The organism is Sphingomonas sp. GW821-FHT03E12 (assembly GCF_059420685.1).
Map to the genome: position 1 here is coordinate 208,598 of NZ_JBWKUF010000003.1, position 23,004 is coordinate 231,601.

Genomic DNA, 23,004 nt, shown 5'->3' on the forward strand with positions numbered 1-23,004 from the left:
GCGAACGGGTAGAGTTAGGCACGGCGGATATGGCAGGAGGCCATCATACGAGTCGATATGTTGCGAGAGGATGCGCGTTGAAGAAGTTGCTGACGACCTTTGGGGCGGTGCTTGCCATCGCCGTGTCTCCCGCTGCTGCGAAGCAACAGAGCGCGGATGTGCTGATCCGCGACGTCACGGTCATCGATGTCGAGCGGGCGCAGCCGGTGGCCGGGCAGGCGGTGGTGCTGCGCGGAAAGGATATCGTCGCGGTGGGGCCGGATGCGCGGATCGCGCGTGAATGGCGCGCCGCGCGCACGGTCGACGGCAAGCGCCGCTTCCTGATCCCGGGCCTGTGGGACATGCATGTCCATTTCGGGGGCGGGCCCGAGCTGATCGAGGAGAACAAGGCGCTGCTGCCGCTCTATATCGCGCACGGCATCACCACGGTCCGGGACGCATCGGGCGACCTGCCCGATCAGGTGCTGGCATGGCGGGGCGAGATTGCGGACGGCAAGCTGTTCGGGCCGCACCTGTTGACCTCGGGGGCCAAGATCGAGGGTCTGGCCCCGGTCTGGAAAGGGACGATCGAAACGGGAAGCGAGGCGGATGTCGACCGCGCGCTCGACCGGCTCCAGCAGCGCGACAAGGTCGATTTCGTCAAGATCACCGACAGCACCCTGAAGCCCGATCTGTTCCTCTATGCGCTGCGCCAGGCCAAGGCCCGGGGGATGCGGACGTCGGGCCATATCCCGATGGCGCTGACCGTCGGGCAGGCGGTGGATGCCGGGATCAGTTCGATCGAGCATCTTGATTACGCGTTCAAGGCCGGGGTGAAGGACGAGGCGCAGGTCGCCGCCGATTTCGCTGCGGGGCGGATCGATCGCGCCGAGGCCAACCGGCGGCTGGCGGCCGGGTTCGACCCCGCGACCGCGATGGCGGCATACCAGAATTTTGCGGCGAAGGGCGTGTTCGTCACCCCGACGCTGAACGGCAGCCGGATCATCGCCTGGCTTGACAGCGAGGATCATTCGAAGGACGCCTATCTCGCCTATATCGGGCCGAAGCTGCGCAAGACCTATGACTGGCGCGTTCAGCGCGCGGCGCAGGCCGATGCCGCGGCGATCGCGGCGCGCCATGCGCATATCGACCGGATGGGCGCGATCCTGCCGATGCTCCAGAAGGCGGGGGTGACGATCATCGCGGGGACCGATGCGGGCTTCCTCAACTCGTACAATTATCCGGGCATCGGACTGCATGACGAGATGTCGGTATTCGTGAAATACGGGCTGACTCCGGCGCAGGCACTGTCCGCGGCCACGCGGGCCGGGCCGGCCTGGTTCGGCAAGCTCGACCGCTATGGTGCGATCAAGCCGGGCATGGCGGCCGACCTCGTGCTGCTCGACCGCAACCCGCTGGAGGATATCGCGGCGACGCGGGCGGTCCGCACCGTGGTGATGAACGGCAAGGTGCATGACCGGGTGGCGCTGGACGCGATGCTGGCAGAAGCCAAGACCAAGGTCGCGGCATGGAACGCAGCGGAGGGGAAGTAGCCTAGCGCTCGGTGAGGCGCGGCATCAGCTCGACGAAGTTGCAGGGCTTGTGGCGGCTGTCGAGCTGGTGGGCCAGGATGCCGTCCCACCCGTCGCGCACCGCGCCGGTCGAGCCGGGCAAAGCGAAGATGTAGGTTCCGCGCGCGACGCAGGCGGTGGCGCGCGACTGGATGGTCGAGGTGCCGATCTTGGCGTAGCTGAGAAAACGGAACAACTCGCCGAAGCCGGGGATCATCTTGTCGGCGACGCGCTCCAGCGCCTCGGGCGTAACGTCGCGGCCGGTGACGCCGGTGCCGCCGGTGGTGACGATGCAATCGACTTGCGGGTCATCGATCCAGGCATGCAGCTTGCCGACGATCAGGTCGGGATCGTCAGAGACGATTGCGCGGTCGGCGAGTTCGTGGCCGGCTGCGGTCAGCAGTTCCACCAGCGTGTCGCCGGACTTGTCATTCTCATGGGTGCGCGTGTCGGAGACGGTGAGGACCGCGATCCGCACCGCGCGGAACGCGGCTTCAGGGTCAATTGGCACCGGTGGTGCCCGTCAGGCTCGCCGTAACCCCCTGCATCCGCACTGCGCCGCCGCCGTTCCGGCCCGGCACCTTGGGCCACAGACCCTGCGTGATCGCGGCACGGCTCGCGCTCTCGCGGCCATCATTCTTCTCGTACATCCAGTAGTTGCGCAGCACGGTCATGACGTAGCCGCGCGTCTCCCAATAGGGGATGCTCTCGATATAGAGCAGCGGGTCGCCATTGTCGCGGATCTGGTAGTTCCAGTTGGTCACCGGCGTCGGCCCGGCATTATACGCCGCGATCACCTTGGGGAGCAGGCCGCCGGTAAAGCTCTGGTCGCGCAATTGCTCGATATAGGACTGGCCGACCTCCATGTTTGTGGAGGGGCGCGACAGATCGCCGCGGCCGATCGTCACGCCCATGCGGCGGCCGACATCGATCGCCGCGCCGCTCTTGATCTGCATCAGGCCATAGGCGCCTGCAGGGCTTTCAACCGTGCGGTTGAAGCGTGATTCCTGAAGCGTGTGGGCGAACACCAGCGACTTGTCGATCCGCCAGCCGCCATCGGGCGTCCAGTTGGGTGCGGGATAGCGCGCTTCCTCAAGCGGGCTCGCGCCCGGCGGGCAGTTGTGGGTGAGCCACAACTGCGTCGCGGGGAGCGCGAGGCGGGCGGCGAGGCGGGTCAGCGCAGCATGCTCGCGCGCATCGCCGATCTTCGCCTGATGGCGGATGATGTCTGAGGCGAGGTTGTCCTCGCCGATCTCGATCAAGGCCGCAGCGACCCGGACATTGGGACGGCGCTCGATCGCCTTCCAGTCGGTCGAGACGAATTTCTCGGGGCGGGCGGGGGCCTCCTTCATGCCCAGCGCCTGTCGCGCGAGCAGGCCGTAGAAGGTTTCGCTGTGCTGGGCAGCGTTCTTGAGCCGCGCACTGACCAGATCGGGGCGGCCGCACGCCATGTCGGCGCGCGAGGCCCAGTAGAGGCCGGCAGTACGCTTCTCGATATCGGCAGCGCGCTGCGCGACCGAGGTGAAGGCCGCCTGTGCGGTGGCGCAATCCTTCTGCCGCCAGGCGGCGAGACCCTGCACCCAGTCGGCGAGCGGAGCGAATTCGCCGCTGCCCGCCTGCGCCTTGGCGGCGACGCGGCGCGCATCCGCATCGCGGCCGGTCGTGTAGTACATCCAGGCGACACGCTGGCGCCATTCGGTGAGCACTTCGGGCGAGAGCTCCGGACCGCGCGTCTCGATCAGCGCTTCGGCGCCGGTGGCGTCGTCGGCCTTGATCAGCGGCTGCATCATCAGCACGACCTGCATCGCGGCGGCGTCAGAAGCGGGAGTGGACTTGTAGCGGACGCGTGCGGGTGCGGCGTTGTGCCACACCATGCGCTGCGCAACGGGAAGCGACGGAAGCTCGGTCGCCCCGCGGGTGCGGGCAAGGCGGGCGATCTGTTCGGCCTGCGGAAGCTCGGGCGCTTCACTCAACAGCGCAAGCAACTGAGGCAGCTCGACCTTGGGCGACCCCTTGGCGAGATAGAGTTCGGCGCGCGCGGTGGCGTGGAGCAGGCCAGGGCGCATCGCGTCGAGGCGGAGCTGCGCATCGGCCCAGCGTGACTCACGGATTGCGGCGAAGACGGCGCGATAGGACTCGCGCTCCGACCGGTCGAGCTGTTCGGGAACGCCGTCCTTGTCACCGCGCTTCTCGCGCTCGACCGGGGCCGATTCATCGGCGGCGTGCGCCACGGCAGGGGCTGTGAGAGCCAATGCCGATACGGCGGCGAAAAAAAGGATACGCGGGTTCACTCGGCTTGCTCCTCGAGAAGCAATTGCAGGTCTTTCCAGGCATCGGCCTTCGCGGCGGGTCTGGTCAGCAGGAACCGCGGATGGAAGGTCGCGACCATCAGCGATTGTCCATTTTCCTGGTTAACGGCTTGTAAACGACCGCGTTGCGGCCCGCCATCACTCCCAATAACCGCACGGCTCACCGTTTGCCCCAGCAGAAGCAGCCGCTTCGGCGCGGCAAGGCTGATATGATGGCGGACCAGTTCGCCCAGTCGCTCCTCCGCCTCTCGCGGAACCGATCCGGTGATCGGGCGCGCGGCACAGAGCGGGGCGAAATAGACGGAGTCGCGGTCGAGGCCGATTGCGGCGAGCATCCGGTCGAACAGCCGTCCGGCCGGCCCGGACAGTAGCGACGGCACCTCTCCCGCCGATTCGTGGCCAGATTCGGGGAAGTCGGTGATGACCATCAACGGCGCTGCAGGATTGCCGGTCGGGGCGACAATCGGCTCGACCCAGCCCGATTCGGGCGCTGCGCCGCCGAAGCGCCAGTCGATGAATGCTTCGAGGGTCGCGGGGAGGGGGACTTCCGGTTCGGGTTCCGCAAGTGCGACCGGCTGGGGCGTATTCGACGCTACGGCAGGTGCTGCCTCGCGTACGGTCCAGTCGCGCGGATCCTCGTCCACGAGCATGTCCACGCCCGCGTCGCGCCACCATTCCAGGGCGCTTGCCGCTTCGGCGCGCCAGTCGATTGCCCCCGATATACCCATCGATTTCACAGAGTCATGCCTTGACGCCACCGTCAATCTACCGCCATCGGGGGAGGGACAGGACGCGCCGCAGATGCGACGACATGTGCAGGTCGCGTCCCCGAGGGGAGACGAAGAGTGAGCGAACGCGAGTCGATGCCATACGACGTCGTGATCGTCGGTGCCGGGCCTGCGGGCCTTTCCGCCGCGATCCGGCTGAAGCAACTTGCTGCCGAAGCCGGCAGCGAGATCAGCGTGTGCATCCTCGAAAAGGGATCCGAGGTTGGCGCGCACATCCTGTCGGGTGCGGTGATCGATCCGCGCTCGCTCGACGAACTGCTCCCGCAATGGCGCGAGCAGGGCTGCCCGCTCGCCGAAGTCGCGGTCAACGATAACCAGCACTGGCTGCTGACCAAGACGGGCAAGTGGGACGTGCCCCACTTCATCATGCCCAAGTTCATGCACAACGAAGGCACCTATACCGGCAGCCTCGGCAATCTGTGCCGCTGGCTCGCCGAGCAGGCCGAGGGACTGGGGGTGGAGATCTTCCCCGGCTTTGCGGCTGCGGAAATCCTCTACAATGAGGACGGGTCGGTGAAGGGCGTCGCGACCGGCGACATGGGCGTGGCACGCGACGGCACCCACAAGCCCGACTATCAGCCGGGTCTCGACCTGCATGCGCGCTATACCTTCTTCGGCGAGGGCGTGCGCGGGCATCTGTCCAAGCAGATCCAGCGCCAGTTCGACCTGAACGAGGGCGTCGAGCCGCAGATCTATGGCATCGGCATCAAGGAATTGTGGGACATCGACCCCGCGCTGCATGAGCCGGGCCGGGTTATCCACACCCAGGGCTGGCCGCTCAACGAGACGCGCGGGTCCAATGGCGGCGGCTTCCTGTATCACCAGGCCAACGGGCAGGTGGCGCTGGGGTTCGTGACCTGGCTCAACTACACCAACCCCTATCTCTCGCCCTTCCACGAGATGCAGCGCTGGAAGACACATCCGGCGATCGCCGAAATCCTGAAGGGCGGCAAGCGCGTCAGCTACGGCGCGCGCGCGATCAGCGATGGCGGGCTGCAGTCGATCCCCAAGCTGACCTTCCCGGGCGGCGCGCTGATCGGCGACAGCGCGGGCTTTCTCAACGTGCCGCGGATCAAGGGCACGCATGGTGCGATGAAGAGCGGCATGATGGCGGCCGAGGCAGCGTTCGCGGCAGTGCAGGCCGATCGTTCGGGCGACGAGCTCACCGCCTATCCGGAGGCGTTCCGCGACAGCTGGCTCCACAAGGAATTGAGCGTCGTCCGCAACGTCGTGCCGCTGGTGAAGAAATTCGGCGATCTGGTCGGATCGGGCTTGGCCAACGTCACCATGTTCCTCGAGAGTTGGGGCGTGAAGATGCCCTTCACCATGGGCCACAAGCCCGATCACGAGAGCCTCTGGCGCAAGGATCTGGTCCAGCCGATCGACTATCCCAAGCCAGACGGCGTGCTGAGCTTCGATCGGCTTTCCTCGGTGTTCCTGTCGAACACCAACCATGAGGAGGATCAGCCGATTCACCTGACGCTGAAGGACCCGGACATCCCGGTCGAATACGACCTGCCGCTGTATGACGAGCCGGCGCAGCGTTATTGTCCGGCGGGCGTTTACGAGATTGTGGGCGAGGCCGAAGGGATGCCGAAGTTCGTGATCAACGCGCAGAATTGCGTCCACTGCAAGACGTGCGACATCAAGGATCCCACCCAGAACATCAACTGGGTAGTGCCCGAAGGCGGCGGAGGGCCGAACTATCCCAACATGTAGCCGCCTGATCCTGCCGCTGGTCCTTGCTGGATTGGTGCTCCCGAGTGCGGCGCTGGCCGATGCGCGATCCTATGTCCGCGCACGGGCAGCGGCGGCGGACGGGGCGGTCGATGTCGCCGCGGCGGGCTATGCCGCAGCGATGGCGACTGCGCCGAACGATGAGGTCGTCGCGATCCGCGCCTATCGCAATGCGCTGGCGGCCGGGGACATGCTGCTCGCGCAGCGCGCAGCGGAGGTGTTGAAGCGCGCTGATGTCGCGCCGGCGGATGTGTCGATCCTCGATTTTGCGGTGGCGCTGCGAGGGCGCAGCACAGCGGCGGCGGACGATGCGCTGGGAAGGATCGGCGCGGGCCCGCTCGACTTTCTCGCGCCTGTACTGCGCGCCTGGATGGCGTTCGATCGCGGTGCCGATCCCATGCCGCTGCTCGACAAGGCGAATGAGAGTGGGTTGAGCCGGCGATATATTGCTGAGCATCGCGCACTGCTTCTGATCGCGTCGAACCGCACCGAGGATGGCCTTGCGGCGCTGCGGGCGGCGGTGGGCGCCGATCCGGGAAGTATCGACCTGCGCTGGAACGCGGCGACACTGCTGATGGCGAAGGGGAAGCGCGACGCGGCGGTCGCGTTGCTCGCGGGCGACGATCCGGTGCTGTCAGGGCTGCGTGCGCGACTGAAGAAGGGGCCGAAGCCCGGCGCGATCTTTGGCGCGAGCCGAGCATTCACCCGGCTCGCGGCGGACCTGGCAGGGCAGGAAACCCAGGCACTCTCGATCCTGCTGACGCGATCGGCACTGCTGCTCGATCCGGCCGAGGATCGCTCGCGGCTGCTGCTCGCCGATGCACTGGCGGGCGAACAGGCCTATCCGCGTGCGCTCGCCGCGCTGGACGCGGTGAAGAAGAACAGCGCCTTCTACCCGACGGCGCTCAGCGAGCGCGTCGGACTGCGCGGCAAGCAAGGGGATGCTGCGGGCGCACTGGCACTTGCAGCGTCGCTGGCGAATGCGCCGGACGCGAGCATCGCCGACAGGCAACGTTATGCCGATCTGCTGTCGGGGCAGGGGCGCGAGGCGGAGGCGGCGGCGGTCTATGCCAAAGTGTTGGCGCAGGCGGGCGACGACGCCACCTGGGTCAATCATCTCCAGATGGGCGGCGCGCTGGAGCGCGCGGGACAATGGGACGCGGCGTTGCCGCATCTGCGCAAGGCAGTGGATCTGGCGCCCGAACAGCCGATCGCGCTCAACTATCTGGGCTATGCACAGATCGAGCGCGGCGAGAATCTCAAGGAAGCGACTGCGCTGCTCGAACGCGCACGCAAGTTGCGGCCCGACGACCCGGCAATCGTCGATTCGCTCGGCTGGGCCTATTTCCGGAGCGGGGAGCTCGATCGGGCGCTGCCGTTGCTGGAGAAGGCAGCGCAGGGCGAACCGGGCAGCGCGACGATCAACGAGCATCTGGGCGACGCCTATTGGCGGATCGGGCGGCGGTTCGAAGCGCGCTACGCCTGGCGTGCGGCCGCGCTCTATGCCGAGGGCGAGCAGAAGACCCGGCTATCGGCGAAGTTGGCCGACGGACTGGACCAAGGGATCGCAGCAAACTGACTCTGACCGAGCCTGCGCCCGCCAAGCTCAATCTCGCTCTGCACGTACGGCGGCGGCGCGAGGACGGCTTTCATGAGCTGGAGACGCTGTTCGCCTTTGTCGCGGACGGCGACACGGTAGCGCTGGGCGAAGGCACGGGATTCGCGGTCGACGGGCCATTCGCCGGGGCGCTGGCAGGGGAAGGCGACAACCTCGTCACCCGGGCGGCCGCAAAGTTCGTGCAGGTGTTCGGGGTCGGGGTGGCGGGCCGGATCGCGCTGACCAAGCGGTTGCCGGTGGCGTCGGGGCTGGGCGGCGGATCGGCGGACGCGGCGGCGACGCTGCGGCTGCTGGCGCGGCGGGAGGGCATCGCGCTCGACGATCCGCGGTTGTTCGATTGCGCCGATGCACTGGGATCGGATGTCCCCGCTTGTCTCTACAGCCGAACCGCGATCGGGCGCGGGCGGGGCGAGCAGCTGGAACCGGTCGCGGGTGCCCCCGGCACGCCTGTGCTGCTGGTCAATCCGGGCGTCGCGGTTTCGACAGCGGAGGTGTTCGCGCGCTGGGACGGGATCGACCGCGGCGCGTTGGGCGAAGGCGAATTGCTGACAGTCGCCGCCGCGGGGCGCAATGATCTGGAGCCGCCGGCGCTGGCGGTGGCGCCGGAGATCGGGGCGGTGTTGGCGCTGCTCCGCGCTCAGGCGGGCGTGACACTGGCGCGGATGTCAGGATCGGGTGCGACCTGCTTTGCGCTGTTCGGCGATGCGGCCACGCGCGACCGCGCAGCTGCGGCCGTGCGGCAGGCGCATCCCGGCTGGTGGTGTCTCGAAACGGTGCTGTTGTGACAGTTTCCTGTTCCAAAACGGGACGTTCAGTCTATAGCGCCGCCGACCCTCTCTGGGGAAAGGCGATTGGCATCGCTCTTGCTGTAGCTTTTGTGCGGGCCATGCGCCGGGAGCGAAACGTCCGTGGATGGCCCCCGCTCGCTGATGCGAGCGGGCGCTATCCTCGCCAGCACCGAGGCCGCCGATGATCGGCTGGCAACTCCATGACAGCATCGCGATCCTGACGCTCGACCGCGGCGGCGCGCGCAATGCGATCCCGACCGCGGCGTGGGAAGCGCTGGCCGGGACCGCGCGCGAAATCGCCGCTTCGAATGCTCGCGCGGTGATTCTCCGTTCGGCGATGTCGGGCGTCTTCTCGGCCGGGGCCGATCTCGCCGAGTTCCGGAGGCTGACCGAGGAGCCGGCGCTGCGCTTCCGCTTTCGCGAGGCGATGGCCGCGGGGATCGAGGCGGTGGCGGCGTTGCCGGTGCCGGTGATCTGCGCGGTCGATGGCGGATGCTTCGGGGCGGCGGTGGCGCTGACGCTGGCGTGCGACATCGTGCTGGCAGGGGACCAGGCGGTGTTCGCCACCACGCCTGCCAAGCTCGGGCTGACCTATCCCGCAAATGACGTTGCGCGGCTCAAGGCGCGGGTGGGCGAGGGGCAGGCGGGGTTGATGCTGTTCACCGGCGCGCGGATCGACGCCGATGAGGCTGCACGGATCGGTCTGGCGCAGCGCCGCGTCGCGCATGCCCAGCCGGCCGCGCACGAACTGGCCAATGCCATTGCCGCGAACGTGCCGGAGGCGGTGCGCGCGCTCAAGGCGGTGCTGCGCGATCCGGGTGGCGAGGGCCATCGGCAGACATTTGACGATGCGTTCGGATCGGACGCGTTTCGCGAACGGCTGGATGCGTTTCTGGAGGGCAAGAGATGAGCGTGGCGCAGGTGATCGATGGTGCCGCGGATATCCTGATCCTGTGTGACCACGCCTCCAACCGGGTTCCGGCCGATATCGATCTGGGGATCGATACTGCATTGCTGGCAAAGCATATCGCGATCGATATCGGCGCCGCTGCGGTGAGCGAGGCGATAGCCGTCCAGCTTGGCGCGCCGGCGATCCTCGCCACGGTCTCGCGCCTTGTCATCGACCTCAATCGCGAGCCGGACAGCGCCGGGCTGATTCCGCACGTCAGTGACGGGCATGCGATTTCCGGCAATGGCAGCGCCGCGCGTGCCGAGCGGATCGCCCGTTTCCATGCGCCCTATCACCGGCTTGTCGCGCAGACGATCCGTGCTCGGCGCCCGAAGCTGCTCGTCTCGGTCCACAGCTTCACGCCGCGGCTGGAACAGCATGACGGCAACGATCGTCCGTGGGAGATCGGCATCCTCTACAACCGCGATGCGCGTGCCGCGCGAATGGGGATTGAGCTATTCAAGGCGGCAGATGTCGTCACCGGCGACAACGAGCCCTATTCGGGCCGCATCCTCAACGCGACGATGAACCGCCATGCCGAGAGTAACGGCATCCCCTATCTGGGGATCGAGATCCGCAACGACCTGATCTCCGACCCCGCAGGTGTTGCACATTGGGCGCAGCTACTGGCGTCGATAGCAAATGATGTGCGCAACAGACTTGCGCAAACGGGGGCTCCGGCGACATAGGCGTTCGCGCCATGACCAATCGTTTCGACAAATCCCGCCTGCCGTCGCGCCACGTGTCCGTCGGTCCCGAACGCGCTCCGCACCGCAGCTATTATTACGCGATGGGCATCACCGAGGAGGAGATTGCCCGCCCGTTCGTCGCGCTCGCCAGCGCAGGCAACGACAGCGCGCCGTGCAACACCACGCTCGACGCGCAGGCCGATGCCGCGCGCAAGGGCGTGACGGACAATGGCGGCCTGCCGCGCCGGTTCAACACCATCACGGTGACCGACGGCATCGCGATGGGCCATCAGGGGATGAAGTCCAGCCTCGTCAGCCGCGAGGTGATCGCGGATTCGGTCGAGCTGTCGGTCCGCGGCCATTGCTATGACGCGCTGGTCGGCTTTGCCGGATGCGACAAGTCGCTGCCGGGCATGATGATGGCGATGCTCCGCCTCAATATCCCGTCGATCTTCGTCTATGGCGGATCGATCCTGCCGGGCCGCTATCAGGACCGCGACGTTACCGTCGTCGACGTGTTCGAAGTGGTCGGCAAGTTTGCCGCCGGAACTTGTCCGATCAGCGAGGTCCATGCGCTCGAGAAGGTCGCGTGTCCCGGCCACGGGGCGTGCGGCGGCCAGTACACCGCCAACACCATGGCCTGTGTCGGTGAGGCGATCGGGCTGTCGCTGCCCAACAGCAACATGGTCCCGGCGCCCTATACCAGCCGCGAACAGATCGCGGTTGCGGCAGGCTGGCAGGTGATGGAACTGCTCGAACGCAACATCCGCCCACGCGACATCTGCACGCGGGAGGCGTTCATCAACGCCGCGCGTATCGTCGCCGCGACCGGCGGATCGACCAACGGCGCGCTGCACCTGCCCGCCATGGCGAGCGAAGCGGGGATCGACTTCGACCTGTTCGACGTCGCTGAAGTATTTAAATCAACACCTTATGCCGCTGACCTCAAGCCTGGCGGCAAGTATGTCGCCAAGGACATGTACGAGGCCGGCGGCGTCTACATGCTGATGAAGTCGATGCTCGAGAACGGCCTGCTGCATGGCGAGTGCATGACCGTGACGGGCAAGACGCTGGGCGAGAATATCGACCAGGTGACGTGGAACCCGGACCAGAAGGTCATCTATGACGTCAAGACGCCGATCACGCCCACGGGCGGTGTGGTCGGGCTGCGCGGCACGCTGGCGCCCAATGGCGCGATCGTGAAGGTCGCGGGGATGAGCCGGCTGGTCTTCGAAGGGCCGGCGCGCTGTTTCGACTGTGAGGAGGACGCCTTCGCGGCGGTCGAGAAGCGCGAGATCCAGGAGGGCGAGGTCGTCGTCATCCGCTACGAAGGGCCCAAGGGCGGCCCGGGCATGCGCGAGATGCTGTCGACCACCGCGGCGCTCTATGGCCTGGGCATGGGCGAGAAGGTCGCGCTGATCACCGACGGGCGCTTCTCGGGCGCGACGCGCGGCTTCTGCATCGGTCATGTCGGTCCGGAGGCGGCTGAGTGCGGCCCGATCGCGCTGGTCGAGGACGGCGACACGATCCGCATCGACGCCGAGGCGGGAACGATCGACCTTCATGTCGCCGAAGATGTGCTCGCCGAGCGCCGCGCGGGCTGGCAGCCGCGGGAGAATGCGTATCAATCCGGGGCACTCTGGCGGTATTCGCAGAATGTCGGACCGGCCTATAAGGGAGCGGTAACGCATCCGGGGGCCAAGTCCGAAAAGCATGTCTACGCGGATATCTAAGACGCTGGGGGTGAGCGCGGCGCTGCTGACGCTCACCGCCTGTGGCGACAATGCGAACCAGGTTGCGCGCAGCGAGGGGGATCGCATCCCCTGTGCGGTCGGCGGCGCGACCGAATTCGCCTCCAACTGCACGATCGAGCGTGCGCAGACCGAGGACGGGCTGATCCTGACCGTGCGCCATCCCGATGGCGGCTTCCATCGCCTGCGTGTCACCACCGATGGCCGCGGCGTGGTCGCGGCGGATGGCGCGCGGGAGGCGAAGGTCTCGATTGTCGGCGGCGGGACGATCGAGGTGGCGATCGACGATGCGCGCTACCGGCTTCCCGCGACGGTGAAGAGCGGCGCGGCCAAGTAAGCCGTTTGCCCTGCGCAAACTTTCCGCCTATTCCGGCCGCGCCAGAGGGCCGGGCGGCCGCGTTGTATTTCGGTACACCGAGGAAAGTCCGGGCTCCACGGAAACACGGTGCCGGGTAACGCCCGGCGGTTCCGGCTTCGGCCGGGGTCAGGGAAAGTGCCACAGAGAGCAGACCGCCCACTGGTCTTCGGACTAAGGGCAAGGGTGAAAGGGTGCGGCAAGAGCGCACCGCGCGACCGGCAACGGAAGCGGCATGGCAAACCCCACCGGGAGCAAGATCGAATAGGGACCGCGCATGGGGTGTTCCGCCTTGCGGTCCGGGTTGATTGCTTGAGCCTGCACGCAAGTGCAGGCCTAGAGGAATGGTCGCCCATCGCGTGCACCTCCGTAAGGAAAGGGCCGCGTGGACAGAACCCGGCTTACAGGCCCTCTGGCACTTTCGCTGCGCGTGCGAACCGGCTAATCGCGCCGCCATGCGTATTCTTCTGACAGGTTCGTCCGGCTGGCTCGGCCGCTATCTTGCGCCCATGCTTCGTGAGGCCGGGCATCAGGTCATTGGCCTCGACGTCGCGCCGGGCGCGGATACCGATGTGGTCGGCACCGTCGCCGACGCTGCGCTGATCGACCGCGTGTTTGGTGAGCACGGGATCGAAGCCGTCATCCATGGCGGCGCGCTGCACAAGCCCGATATCGTCCGCTATTCCAAACAGACGTTCGTCGAGGTCAACGTGACCGGGACGCTCAACCTGCTCGAAGCGGCGGTGCGTGCGGGGCATGACCGCTTCGTCTCCACCTCCACCACCTCGCTGATGATCAGCCAGGCGATTCGCGACGAGGCGGGGGACACTGCGGTATGGCTCGACGAGGACAGCGGCCCGATCGAGCCGCGCAATATCTACGGCGTCACCAAATATGCCGGTGAGCAGCTTTGCCGCCTGTTTCATGCCGAGCATGGCCTTGCCAACATCGTCCTGCGTACCGGCCGTTTCTTCCCCGAGGATGACGACACGCACAGCTTCCCGCCAGGTGAGAATCTCAAGGCCAATGAGTTCCTTCACCGCCGGCTGACGGTCGAGGACGCGGCGCGCGCGCATATCGCGGCGCTGGAGAAGGCGCAGGAGATCGGCTTCGGCACCTATCTCGTCTCGGCACCGACGCCATTCTCGCGCGAGGATGCAGCGGAGCTCAAACAGGATGCCGCTGCGGTGATCGCGCGCTATTTTCCGGAGGCGCCGGGCCTCTACGCCGCGCGCGGCTGGGTGCTGCCCGAGCGGATCGGGCGGGTCTATGACAGCCGGCGGATCATGCGCGAGCTGGACTTCGCCTTCGAAACCGGATTTGCCGAAATCCTAGGCGTCCTGCGCGACGGCGGACCGCTGCCGTTCGAACATGACGCGGACTATATCTCACCCAAGGAAGTCGCGTAGCCGCAGTTTGATCCGCTTCGGGCCGGGCGGCGGTTGTGGTTTGTCGCTGGCCGGCGATACTCCCGGCCTGACCCGGTGGCCCGGGTCGCGTTTGCGTTTCCACCGTTGCGGAGAGGGGGAAACTATCATGACATCGGCATGGGTCTGGCGGCACGACGGTACGCTGCAATGCGGGTTTGGCGTCGAGGAATCGCTGGATGAGGCGCGCGCTGCGCTGGCGGCGATCATCGGCGGCGAGAACATCCTGGGCGGCGAGAAGCGCACGCTCCCGGGGCCGGTCATCGCGCTGTGCGGGGCGCCGACGGGTCAGGTCAACGCGTTCGAACTGACCGAGCTTGGCTTCTGGCTGCTCTTTCATGGCTTTGTCGGGCCGATCGGGTTCCGGCCCTGGGTGGATGGTGACGCCGGCCGCCTTCTGGCTGGCAGCGAAGGCAGCTATGCGGCACGGCTCGCGGTCGGCAGTGAGGGCAGTTTTGCTCCGCGCCTGCTCGCGGGCAGCGAAGGCAGCTATGTCGTGCGAGTTCCCGACGGGAAGACGATCGGCCTGCTCGGCGGGGGCGGCACGCCGACAACGATCGCCGAACTCTATGGCCGCCCGTGCCGCGTCTACACCGTCGGCGACATGATCACCGATGACTACGTCGAACGGCGCGTGAATTTCGGGCTGGTGGGCGGGCGTATCGCCGCGATCTGGTACGGCTGAACGGGTAAGCCGAAATAGCGCTGTCCCCGCGGCGCGGCGCGCTTGCCGCGGGGCTGGGGTAGGCGTAGCATCCGCCGATGATCGCGTGGTTTTGCCGCCGCTATCTCGACCTTCTCTGCTCGATATATATCTATAACGAGCATCGCGGTTACACGAGCATCGACCGGGTACTGGAGGCGGTGCGGGCACGGTCTCCGGACGACCATGCGCTGATCGCTGCGATCGAGAAGCATCGCGCCGACGAGTACAAACACTATACGATGTTCAAGCGCTGGTTCGAGTTGCGCGGCAAGATGCCGCTCACGGTCGATCGCACCTGCGGCCATATCGACCGCTTCGTCGAGATCATGTTCCGCCAGACGATCGACGACCTTGATACCGACGCAGTGATCGCGCGCGATGACCTGTTCGAGAAATTGTGCCGCGTCATCTCGCTCACCGAGCAGCGCGGGTTTCGCCAGGTCGAGATCCTGCTGCGCCACCCGCTGGTCCGCCATGATCGTGCGCTGATCCGCATCTTCGAAGTGATCCATCGCGACGAGCCGAGCCATTGGGCGCCCTATGACGGCTGGCTCAAGGCGAACGGCAAGCGTGACCCCAGATGGTGGGAGCGCGCGATCGACGGATTCATCCATTCCGAACTTCTGTTCTTCAAGCTGCCCGTGCTGTTCCTCAATCCCTGGCTCAGGCGGCGGGGGGATTGGGCGGATGCCGGAGATGCCGCGGCAGGGCCTGTATGAACGATGCGCTTGCCCTTATACTTCGTATACGAAATAAATGCTTCGTATGCGAAGCGATTCGGCATCCTTGACGGACGGGCAACGCGGTCCGGGGCGCAAACCGCGCTTCCTGTTCCTGCTCAACGTCGCGCACCGGCGGCTCCTGTCGGCGGCACAGGGCGATGCCGAGGGCAAGACCGCGGCGCGCGCGGGGCTGCTGATGACGCTGAGCGCCAGCGGCGACCCGATGCCGCTGGGGCAGCTGGGTGAGGCGCTGGATCTCAGCGCATCCGCGCTTTCGGGGCTGGTCGACCGCATGTCGCGCGATGGATTGATCTCGCGCAGCCCCGATCCGAACGACGGACGCGCGTGGAATATCGCGCTGACCGAGGCCGGGAAGGCGCGCCGCGCGGAGGCGGTGCCTGTCGCGCGGCAGCTCAACGAGAGATTGTGTGAGGGATTTGACGACGCCGAACTGGCGGTGGTCGCACGCTGGCTGGACGCGGTTCGCGAGAAATTTCCAAGGGAGATGGTGAGATGACGGCGCACATCATTGTGAGCAAGGCGGACGGCATCCTGACGCTGGTCATGAACCGGCCCGAGAAGAAGAATGCCCTGACCGACGCGATGTACGGTGTGCTGGCCGACGAAATCGAGGGTGCGCAGACCGACAGCACCACCCGCGTCGTCGTGATCCGCGGCGAGGGCGACATGTTCACCGCGGGCAATGATCTGGCGGATTTCGCCGCGGCAAAGCCGGATGACGGCGCGCGGAATGTGAGCCGGTTCATTCAGGCCCTGGCGCGCGCGACCAAGCCGCTGATCGCCGCGGTTCAGGGCCGTGCGGTCGGGGTCGGTACGACGATGCTGCTGCACTGCGACTATGTGGTTCTTGCCGAGGATGCGAAACTGACCACGCCCTTCGTCAATCTCGCCCTGGTCCCCGAGGCCGCGTCGAGCCTGCTCCTGCCCGCGCGGATCGGGCATTTGCGGGCCTTTGCGATGCTGGCCCTCGGCGAGGCCGTCGAAGCGCATCAGGCGGTCGAGTGGGGACTGGCCAATGCGGTTGTCCCGCTTGGCGACTTGGTCGACGCGATCGAGGCCGCTGCGGCGCGTATCGCACGACAGCCGCTGGGCGCGATCCAGGCGACCAAGCGGCTGATGCGGGATGCGGAGCAGCTCACCGGGCAGATGGCGGTGGAAGGCAAGGAGTTCACCGCGCGGCTGCAAAGTCCCGAGGCAAAGGAAGCTTTCATGGCCTTTGCCCAGCGCCGCGAGCCCGACTTCACCCAGTTCAGCTGAACGGGGCGTCGCCCAACCCCAGCTTCACGTACGAAAATGCCGCCTGTGCTTGCTCCGGCGCAACAAAGGCGTAAGTGGGCGGCATCATGTCCAGCAGACCGCTCACCCTGTACGAGAAGATCTGGAACGCGCACGTCGTGGAACGCCGCGACGATGGCACGTGCCTGATCTATATCGACCGTCACCTTGTCCACGAAGTCACCAGCCCGCAGGCGTTCGAAGGGCTTCGCGCCAATGGCCGGCGCGTACGGCGGCCCGACCTCACCCTAGCAGTGCCGGACCATAACCTCCCGACCACGCCACGCGTCGATGCGGCGGGCAACCGGTTGCCGATCGCCGATCGCGAGAGCGCGCAGCAGCTCGCGGCGCTCGAGCGCAACGTCGCCGAATTCGGCATCGACTATTTCGGCGCGACTTCGGCCGAGCAAGGCATCGTCCATGTCGTGGGGCCGGAACAGGGCTTCACGCTGCCCGGTACCACGTTGGTGTGCGGCGACAGCCACACTTCGGCGCATGGCGCGCTGGGCGCGCTGGCGTTCGGCATCGGTACCAGCGAAGTCGAGCATGTGCTCGCCACCCAGACGCTGTTGCTGAGCCAGTCGAAGACGATGGAGATCCGCGTCGACGGCACGCTGGGCTTCGGCGTCTCGGCCAAGGACGTGGTGCTCGCGATCATCGGCAAGACCGGCGCTGCGGGCGGTACTGGCTATGTCGTCGAATATACCGGCGAGGTGATCCGCGCGCTGTCGATCGAGGGGCGGCTGACCGTCAGCAACATGTCGATCGAGGGCGGCGCGCGTTCGGGCCTGATCGCGCCCGACGAGAAGACTTTCGAGTATCTCAAGGGCCGCCCCATGGCACCCAAGGGCGAACAATGGGAACAGGCGGTGGCGTGGTGGAAGACGCTGCCGACCGATGCGGGTGCGGTCTATGACCGCGTCGTCACGCTCAACGGCAGCGACATCGCCCCCTCGCTTACCTGGGGAACGAGCCCAGAGGACGTGGTGCCGATCACCGGTGTCGTGCCTGATCCCGAGAGCTTCGCCGATCCCGCCAAGCGCGTCGCGGCGCAGAAGTCGCTCGACTATATGGGCCTCGCCCCCGGGACGCGGATGCAGGACATTGCGGTCGAGAACATCTTCATCGGCAGCTGCACCAACAGCCGGATTGAGGATCTGCGCGCCGCCGCGGATGTGGTGAAGGGCCGCCATGTCGCCGACGGCATCCGTCAGGCGCTGATCGTGCCGGGCTCGGGCCTGGTCAAGCGCCAGGCCGAAGCCGAGGGACTGGACCGCATCTTCCTGGAGGCCGGGTTCGAATGGCGCGAGCCGGGCTGCTCGATGTGCCTGGCGATGAATCCGGACAAGGTGCCGGCCGGGGAACGCTGTGCTTCCACTTCCAACCGGAATTTCGTAGGAAGGCAGGGTCCGGGGGCCCGAACCCACCTTGTCTCACCCGCAATGGCGGCGGCGGCGGCGGTAACGGGAAGGCTCACCGACGTGCGTGACCTTGTAGGGGGATGACCCGTGAAGCGTGTTTTGGTGTTGCTGGTGGCGGGTACCGTGCTGAGCGGCGCGGCGGCGGTCTATGCGGCGGCGAATGCGAAGCCGGGCGCACCGGCGGCAAAGCCGGGCGTGACGAAGCCGCAGGGCCGCGTCGCCCGCTGATCGAACGAATTGAAGGCTTGCGGGCGGCCGTCCGGGCAGGGGCGGGCGCCCTTGCCGGTGCGCGTCGTCCAGCGATGATTGGAGCGTAGACATGGAACCGGTGAAGAAGGTCGAGGGGCGTGCCTATCCCTGGGGCGCCAAGAATATCGACACCGACATCATCATCCCCGCGCACTGGCTCAAGACGATCAGCCGCGAAGGGCTGGGCAAGGGCGCGTTCGAGAGCGTGCGCGCGGAGCCGGGCAACATCTTCGACGACGAGCTTTATGCCGGGTCGCCGATCCTGATCGCGGGCGAGAATTTCGGTTGCGGGTCGAGCCGCGAACATGCCGCCTGGGCGCTCAAGGATATGGGCATCACCGCGGTGATCGCGCCGAGCTACTCGGACATCTTCTCCGGCAACGCGTTCAAGAACGGCATCGTCGCGGTGGTGCTACCGCAGGAAGCGGTCGACCGGCTGGTCGAGGTGGCGAAGACCGATTCCGTCACGATCGATCTCGAGACGATGACGGTGACGACGCCCTATCAGGACCGTTTCACCTTCGAGATGGACCCGTTCCGCCGCGATTGCCTGATGCAGGGGCTGGACGAGGTCGGTCTGACGCTGGCAAAAGATACCGTGATTTCGAAATACGAATCGACGGTCGCCGCTTCGCGCCCGTGGATCGCTCGAACCTGACTCCTCCGGGTCAGCTTCGAGCTGGCTTACAGGATCGCATTTTCTGGCGCCGGGCTGGCGCCCGACTTGAAAATGCGTGGCATGGGAGAGAGCGGATGAAGGCCTTGCTGTCGCGGGAAGTGGGCGGACCTGAAACTCTAACTATCGGTGAATTGCCCGACCCGGTCGCGAAACCGGGTGAGGTCGTGGTCGCGATCAAGGCCTGCGCGCTCAACTATCCCGACGTCATCATCATCGAGGACAAATACCAGTTCAAGCCGCCGCGCCCGTTCGCCCCGGGCGGCGAGATTGCGGGCGTGGTGGAGTCGGTAGGTGAGGGTGTCACCGCCTTGAAGCCCGGCGACCGCGTGCTCGGCATGACCGGCTGGAATGGGATGGCCGAGAAGATCGCGGTCGATCAGCGTCGGCTATTCCCGCTGCCCGAGGGCAAGAGCTTCGAGCAGGGCGCCTCGCTGCTGATGACCTATGGCACCAGCATCCACGCATTGCTCGACCGCGGGCATCTGAAGGCCGGCGATACGCTGCTGATCCTGGGCGCCGCGGGCGGCATCGGCCTGTCGGCGATCGAGCTGGGCAAGGCATTCGGCGCGCGTGTCGTCGCGGCCGTGTCGAGCGAGGAGAAGGCTGCTGCGGCCAAGGCTGCCGGTGCCGACGAGACGGTGGTCTATGGCCGCGCGCCATTCGACAAGGATCAGTCCAAGGCGCTGGCCGAGCAATTCAAGGCCGCGGTCGGGCCGGACGGCGCACAGGTGATCTATGATCCGGTCGGCGGCGACTATGCCGAGCCGGCCCTGCGTTCGATCGGGTGGGAGGGGCGCTACCTCGTCGTCGGCTTCCCCGCCGGCATTCCCAAGCTGCCGCTCAACCTCACTTTGCTCAAGAGTTGCGACGTGTGCGGCGTGTTCTGGGGCGCCTTCGCCGCACGCGATCCCAAGGCCAATGCCGCGCATGTCGATCATCTCTTCCGGCTGTGGGAAGAGGGCAAGATCAACCCGCATGTCAGCGAGACCTTCGCCTTCGAGGACGGCGGCAAGGCGATCGCCAAGCTCGCCAGCCGCGGCGCGATCGGCAAGCTGGTGGTGAAGGTGGCGGACTGAACACCGCGTGGTGGCAGGCGAGCCCGTCGCGGGCTGCCTGCCACCGGTTACGGGTGTCAGCGGTTGTCGAGTTGCGCCCGCACCGAGCATCGGCCCGTGTGGGAGATGCGATAGGGCGCCGAAGCCCGGGACTCGATCAGGCGCTTGCGCCGCAAGGCCTTGAAGATGCCCAGCGTGCAGTCCGACAGCACATAGCCCTCGCGCGTGAAGCACAGGACTTCGTAAACCCGGCCGTGTTCGTCACGGCAGTGACGAATATAGCCGCCTTGAGCCAGCACGTGCAGGACGCGCTGCTCCAGTCGTGAGATGTTCATTGGTAAACTCGTGTGTGAGACGGATCTCAGGCGAGCGAAATCGTGCGCGAACGCATATCGATCGCCGACAGTCCCGGTCACCGGGACGCATGAGGTTCACACAAGTTCAGACATGACGCGTGGGTAGGATACCGCGCCGGTTCCTGTCAAATAGGCCGGAAACCTTGGCCGGCCGTTCGGATTGATTCAGGCTACCAGCGGGATCTGAGCCGAGTACTGGGGCAGCTGCGGATCGAGGCATGCCCATTCGGGCGCCGCGCCGGTCCAGATCACGGCTTCGGGCGCGCGCAGGTTCGGGTCGTCGAGCGCGCCGGCGCGGATGAAGGTCAGATACGGGCGGCGCCGCACAGGCATCCGGCGCCGTGGGTCACTTCGCCTGCCGCCGTGCCATGAACGCCAGCCGTTCGAACAGCATCACGTCCTGCTCGTTCTTGAGCAATGCGCCGTGGAGCGGCGGGATCGCCTTGCTGGGATCGCGCGACTGGAGCACGTCGAGCGGCATGTCCTCGTGCAGCAGCAGCTTGAGCCAGTCGAGCAACTCGCTGGTGCTCGGCTTCTTCTTGAGGCCGGGGACTTCGCGGATATCGTAGAAGATATCCATCGCCTTGCTCACCAGGATCTTCTGGATGCCGGGGAAGTGGACGTCGACGATCGCCTGCATCGTCTCGCGATCGGGGAATTTGATATAGTGGAAGAAGCAGCGGCGCAGGAAGGCGTCGGGCAGCTCCTTCTCGTTGTTGCTGGTGATGACGACGATCGGGCGCTCGGTCGCGCGGACCGTCTCCCCGGTCTCGTAGACATGGAATTCCATGCGATCGAGTTCCTGGAGCAGGTCGTTCGGGAATTCGATATCCGCCTTGTCGATCTCGTCGATCAGCAGCACGGGCAAGGTGGGGGAGGTGAAGGCCTCCCACAATTTCCCCTTGCGGATATAGTTGGAGATGTCGTGGACTCGCTCGTCGCCGAGCTGACCGTCGCGCAGCCGGGCGACGGCGTCATATTCGTACAGGCCCTGATGCGCCTTGGTGGTCGATTTGACGTTCCACTCGATCAGCGGCGCGCCAACCGCCTTGGCGATCTCATAGGCAAGGACGGTCTTGCCGGTCCCCGGCTCACCCTTCACCAGCAGCGGACGGCGCAGCGTGACCGCGGCGTTGACCGCGACCTTGAGATCGTCGGTCGCGACATAGCTTTGGGTGCCTTCGAAGCGCATCTGTGTTCCCGCCGGAAATTGGAAGATCGGGTATGGGGTAGCGGGATTGGGCGCCGGGACGCAAGCTGTTTGCCTGTATCCCGGTGCTTTCGTAAGGTCCGGCCGCGGTTCGACTCATCGCCGCGCAGAAGAGAGGAACGTCCGATGCCCAAGCCGTATTCCGGAATCCTTCTTGCCACCTCGCCGCTATTCGCGCTCGCGCTCCTCGCCGGTTGCGGCAAGAAGAGCGAGACCGCACCGGCGAACACGTCCGAACCTGCGATGACGGCGAATGAGACGCTGCCGGCTAATAGCACCGCTGCCGCGCCGCTGACTGCGGCCTATGACTGCATGCCCGCGCTGCTGCTCAGCGCCACCTATGACAATAGCGGTGTGATGCCCAAGGCGAAGCTGACGATCGGCGACAAGAGCTATGACCTGACCGGCGTTCAGGCCGCGAGCGGCGCCAAATATGCGACCGATCAGGGCCGATCGGCGGGCAAGACCCTGGTCTGGTGGACCAAGGGACCGGAAGGCACGCTCTATGAAGGTAAGGTCGGCGGCACCGATGCCGACGAGAAGAAGGTTTCGAGCTGCAGCGAACGCAAGAGCTGATCTGACGCGACGATCGGGAGGGCGGGGTGCGCGGAGCGTCCCGCCCTTTCGCGTCAGAGCATGTCGCGGGCGGACGCGCGGGCTTCGAGTACGTCCCAGATGCCGCGATGCTGGGCCAGCATCTGCTGGGCGCCGAACAGCATCGCCCGCTCAGCCGGCAACGTGGCGGCGAGCGCATCGATCACCGTTGCGGTCTCGTGCACCGGAGGCAGGAACGATTCGGGCGAATCGAGTCCCATACGCCCAGCTGCAATATCGAGCAGGCCGCGGATCACCGGCCAATCGAGCACGAGCGCAATCGCCGTGCCGTCGGCACAGCCAGTGCGGTCGGACTGGGCGAGCATATCCAGCGCGTGACGCTGGGCCGCGACGGCGGCTTCGGACTGGGCCTGCCCCGGCGTACTGGGCAGTGGCCCCGCCGCTGCGACCAGGCGGACGATGAAGGCACGTTCCGCCGAGAATCCCTCGGCCGCCTGCGCCATCCAGCCCGCAGTGGCCGGTTCGCGCGAATGAATGCTGGCCTGTTCGACGACATCGGGGTGGCGCGCGTGGAGCAGGCAGATCATATGCACGGCGTCGGCGAGATCGCGCATCGGCGCGATGCCGGTGGTAAGCCGCGCAAGAAAGCGGTGGCTCGCGCTACCGTCTGCGGCGACGAGCGCCGTCAGCGTGCCCGAAGCGCCGCCAAGTCCTGCCGTCTGCACCGACTTCAAAGCCATTCGATCCCCGCGTTTGATCCGCACCGGACGATCCGGCGCCTGCGGAACTGCTGT

The 23,004-nt window shown here is 66.4% G+C and carries 25 protein-coding genes and 1 other RNA gene; 19 read left to right on the forward strand and 7 right to left on the reverse strand.

Features of this window, described 5'->3' with window-relative positions; translation table 11 throughout:
- The first annotated feature begins 77 nt into the window (after positions 1–77).
- Positions 78–1,532, forward strand: a complete 1,455-nt coding sequence (locus tag AC07TU_RS10525) for an amidohydrolase family protein (RefSeq protein WP_495187861.1) — start codon at positions 78–80, stop codon at positions 1,530–1,532.
- Position 1,533: 1 nt separating this feature from the next.
- Here the strand turns inward: AC07TU_RS10525 and moaB are convergent, their stop codons facing one another.
- Genes moaB through AC07TU_RS10540 form a run of 3 tightly spaced genes read right to left on the reverse strand, consistent with a single transcriptional unit; the run spans position 1,534 to position 4,617 of the window.
- Complete coding sequence (moaB, locus tag AC07TU_RS10530; RefSeq protein ID WP_495187862.1) at positions 1,534–2,061, reverse strand: molybdenum cofactor biosynthesis protein B; 528 nt, start codon at positions 2,059–2,061, stop codon at positions 1,534–1,536.
- Positions 2,051–3,781, reverse strand: coding sequence for a lytic transglycosylase domain-containing protein (locus tag AC07TU_RS10535; protein ID WP_495187863.1), 1,731 nt, complete (start codon positions 3,779–3,781; stop codon positions 2,051–2,053). Before AC07TU_RS10535 ends, moaB begins: the two co-directional genes overlap by 11 nt.
- Before the next feature lie 56 nt (positions 3,782–3,837).
- A complete protein-coding gene (locus tag AC07TU_RS10540) occupies positions 3,838–4,617 on the reverse strand; it encodes a uracil-DNA glycosylase (RefSeq protein WP_495188379.1) in 780 nt (259 codons plus the stop codon).
- Between the two features lie 87 nt (positions 4,618–4,704).
- On the opposite strand from AC07TU_RS10540, the gene AC07TU_RS10545 reads away from it, so the two are divergent.
- From AC07TU_RS10545 to AC07TU_RS10625, 17 genes are all read left to right on the forward strand, one after another.
- Positions 4,705–6,366, forward strand: a complete 1,662-nt coding sequence (locus AC07TU_RS10545; RefSeq protein ID WP_495187864.1) for an electron transfer flavoprotein-ubiquinone oxidoreductase — start codon at positions 4,705–4,707, stop codon at positions 6,364–6,366.
- A gap of 34 nt (positions 6,367–6,400) precedes the next feature.
- On the forward strand, positions 6,401–7,963 hold the full coding sequence (locus AC07TU_RS10550; RefSeq protein ID WP_495187865.1) for a tetratricopeptide repeat protein: 1,563 nt from the start codon (positions 6,401–6,403) through the stop codon (positions 7,961–7,963).
- Positions 7,960–8,787, forward strand: coding sequence for a 4-(cytidine 5'-diphospho)-2-C-methyl-D-erythritol kinase (locus tag AC07TU_RS10555; protein ID WP_495188380.1), 828 nt, complete (start codon positions 7,960–7,962; stop codon positions 8,785–8,787). Before AC07TU_RS10550 ends, AC07TU_RS10555 begins: the two co-directional genes overlap by 4 nt.
- A 184-nt stretch (positions 8,788–8,971) precedes the next feature.
- Positions 8,972–9,700, forward strand: a complete 729-nt coding sequence (locus AC07TU_RS10560; RefSeq protein WP_495187866.1) for an enoyl-CoA hydratase/isomerase family protein — start codon at positions 8,972–8,974, stop codon at positions 9,698–9,700.
- Entirely contained in the window at positions 9,697–10,428 is a 732-nt protein-coding gene (locus AC07TU_RS10565) for an N-formylglutamate amidohydrolase (protein WP_495187867.1), read from the forward strand. Before AC07TU_RS10560 ends, AC07TU_RS10565 begins: the two co-directional genes overlap by 4 nt.
- Before the next feature lie 11 nt (positions 10,429–10,439).
- Entirely contained in the window at positions 10,440–12,161 is a 1,722-nt protein-coding gene (gene ilvD / locus AC07TU_RS10570; protein ID WP_495187868.1) for a dihydroxy-acid dehydratase, read from the forward strand.
- A 10-nt stretch (positions 12,162–12,171) separates the two neighbouring features.
- A complete protein-coding gene (locus AC07TU_RS10575) occupies positions 12,172–12,516 on the forward strand; it encodes a hypothetical protein (RefSeq protein WP_495187869.1) in 345 nt (114 codons plus the stop codon).
- 41 nt (positions 12,517–12,557) lie between these two features.
- Positions 12,558–12,954: RNase P RNA component class A (gene rnpB / locus AC07TU_RS10580), an RNA gene on the forward strand.
- A gap of 35 nt (positions 12,955–12,989) precedes the next feature.
- Positions 12,990–13,943 (forward strand): NAD-dependent epimerase/dehydratase family protein, encoded by a 954-nt coding sequence (locus AC07TU_RS10585; RefSeq protein ID WP_495187870.1) that lies wholly within the window; start codon positions 12,990–12,992, stop codon positions 13,941–13,943.
- A 127-nt stretch (positions 13,944–14,070) separates the two neighbouring features.
- Positions 14,071–14,646, forward strand: a complete 576-nt coding sequence (locus tag AC07TU_RS10590; protein ID WP_495187871.1) for a hypothetical protein — start codon at positions 14,071–14,073, stop codon at positions 14,644–14,646.
- Between the two features lie 77 nt (positions 14,647–14,723).
- Positions 14,724–15,386 carry a ferritin-like domain-containing protein gene (locus AC07TU_RS10595; protein ID WP_495187872.1) on the forward strand — a complete coding sequence of 221 codons (663 nt, stop codon included), beginning with the start codon at positions 14,724–14,726 and terminating at the stop codon, positions 15,384–15,386.
- Between the two features lie 37 nt (positions 15,387–15,423).
- Entirely contained in the window at positions 15,424–15,906 is a 483-nt protein-coding gene (locus AC07TU_RS10600) for a MarR family winged helix-turn-helix transcriptional regulator (RefSeq protein ID WP_495187873.1), read from the forward strand.
- Entirely contained in the window at positions 15,903–16,667 is a 765-nt protein-coding gene (locus AC07TU_RS10605) for an enoyl-CoA hydratase (RefSeq protein WP_495187874.1), read from the forward strand. The genes AC07TU_RS10600 and AC07TU_RS10605 overlap by 4 nt, the downstream gene beginning before the upstream one ends.
- Positions 16,668–16,753: 86 nt before the next feature.
- Positions 16,754–18,190 carry a 3-isopropylmalate dehydratase large subunit gene (gene leuC / locus AC07TU_RS10610; RefSeq protein ID WP_495187875.1) on the forward strand — a complete coding sequence of 479 codons (1,437 nt, stop codon included), beginning with the start codon at positions 16,754–16,756 and terminating at the stop codon, positions 18,188–18,190.
- A gap of 3 nt (positions 18,191–18,193) precedes the next feature.
- Positions 18,194–18,334, forward strand: coding sequence for a hypothetical protein (locus AC07TU_RS10615; RefSeq protein ID WP_495187876.1), 141 nt, complete (start codon positions 18,194–18,196; stop codon positions 18,332–18,334).
- Positions 18,335–18,425: 91 nt separating this feature from the next.
- Positions 18,426–19,013 (forward strand): 3-isopropylmalate dehydratase small subunit, encoded by a 588-nt coding sequence (leuD, locus tag AC07TU_RS10620; protein WP_495187877.1) that lies wholly within the window; start codon positions 18,426–18,428, stop codon positions 19,011–19,013.
- 95 nt (positions 19,014–19,108) lie between these two features.
- The gene (locus tag AC07TU_RS10625; RefSeq protein ID WP_495187878.1) at positions 19,109–20,110 is read left to right on the forward strand and encodes an NADPH:quinone oxidoreductase family protein; all 1,002 of its coding nucleotides are present in this window, start codon (positions 19,109–19,111) and stop codon (positions 20,108–20,110) included.
- Between the two features lie 56 nt (positions 20,111–20,166).
- On the opposite strand, the gene AC07TU_RS10630 is transcribed toward AC07TU_RS10625, so the two are convergent.
- The 3 genes from AC07TU_RS10630 to AC07TU_RS10640 form a co-directional block, all read right to left on the reverse strand.
- Positions 20,167–20,424 carry a YjhX family toxin gene (locus tag AC07TU_RS10630; RefSeq protein ID WP_495187879.1) on the reverse strand — a complete coding sequence of 86 codons (258 nt, stop codon included), beginning with the start codon at positions 20,422–20,424 and terminating at the stop codon, positions 20,167–20,169.
- 186 nt (positions 20,425–20,610) lie between these two features.
- On the reverse strand, positions 20,611–20,772 hold the full coding sequence (locus AC07TU_RS10635; protein WP_495187880.1) for a hypothetical protein: 162 nt from the start codon (positions 20,770–20,772) through the stop codon (positions 20,611–20,613).
- Between the two features lie 19 nt (positions 20,773–20,791).
- Positions 20,792–21,637 carry an AAA family ATPase gene (locus AC07TU_RS10640; RefSeq protein WP_495187881.1) on the reverse strand — a complete coding sequence of 282 codons (846 nt, stop codon included), beginning with the start codon at positions 21,635–21,637 and terminating at the stop codon, positions 20,792–20,794.
- A 144-nt stretch (positions 21,638–21,781) separates the two neighbouring features.
- On the opposite strand from AC07TU_RS10640, the gene AC07TU_RS10645 reads away from it, so the two are divergent.
- The gene (locus AC07TU_RS10645) at positions 21,782–22,231 is read left to right on the forward strand and encodes an MliC family protein (protein WP_495187882.1); all 450 of its coding nucleotides are present in this window, start codon (positions 21,782–21,784) and stop codon (positions 22,229–22,231) included.
- 53 nt (positions 22,232–22,284) lie between these two features.
- Here the strand turns inward: AC07TU_RS10645 and AC07TU_RS10650 are convergent, their stop codons facing one another.
- The gene (locus AC07TU_RS10650) at positions 22,285–22,950 is read right to left on the reverse strand and encodes a DUF6975 family protein (protein ID WP_495187883.1); all 666 of its coding nucleotides are present in this window, start codon (positions 22,948–22,950) and stop codon (positions 22,285–22,287) included.
- Positions 22,951–23,004 lie beyond the last annotated feature (54 nt).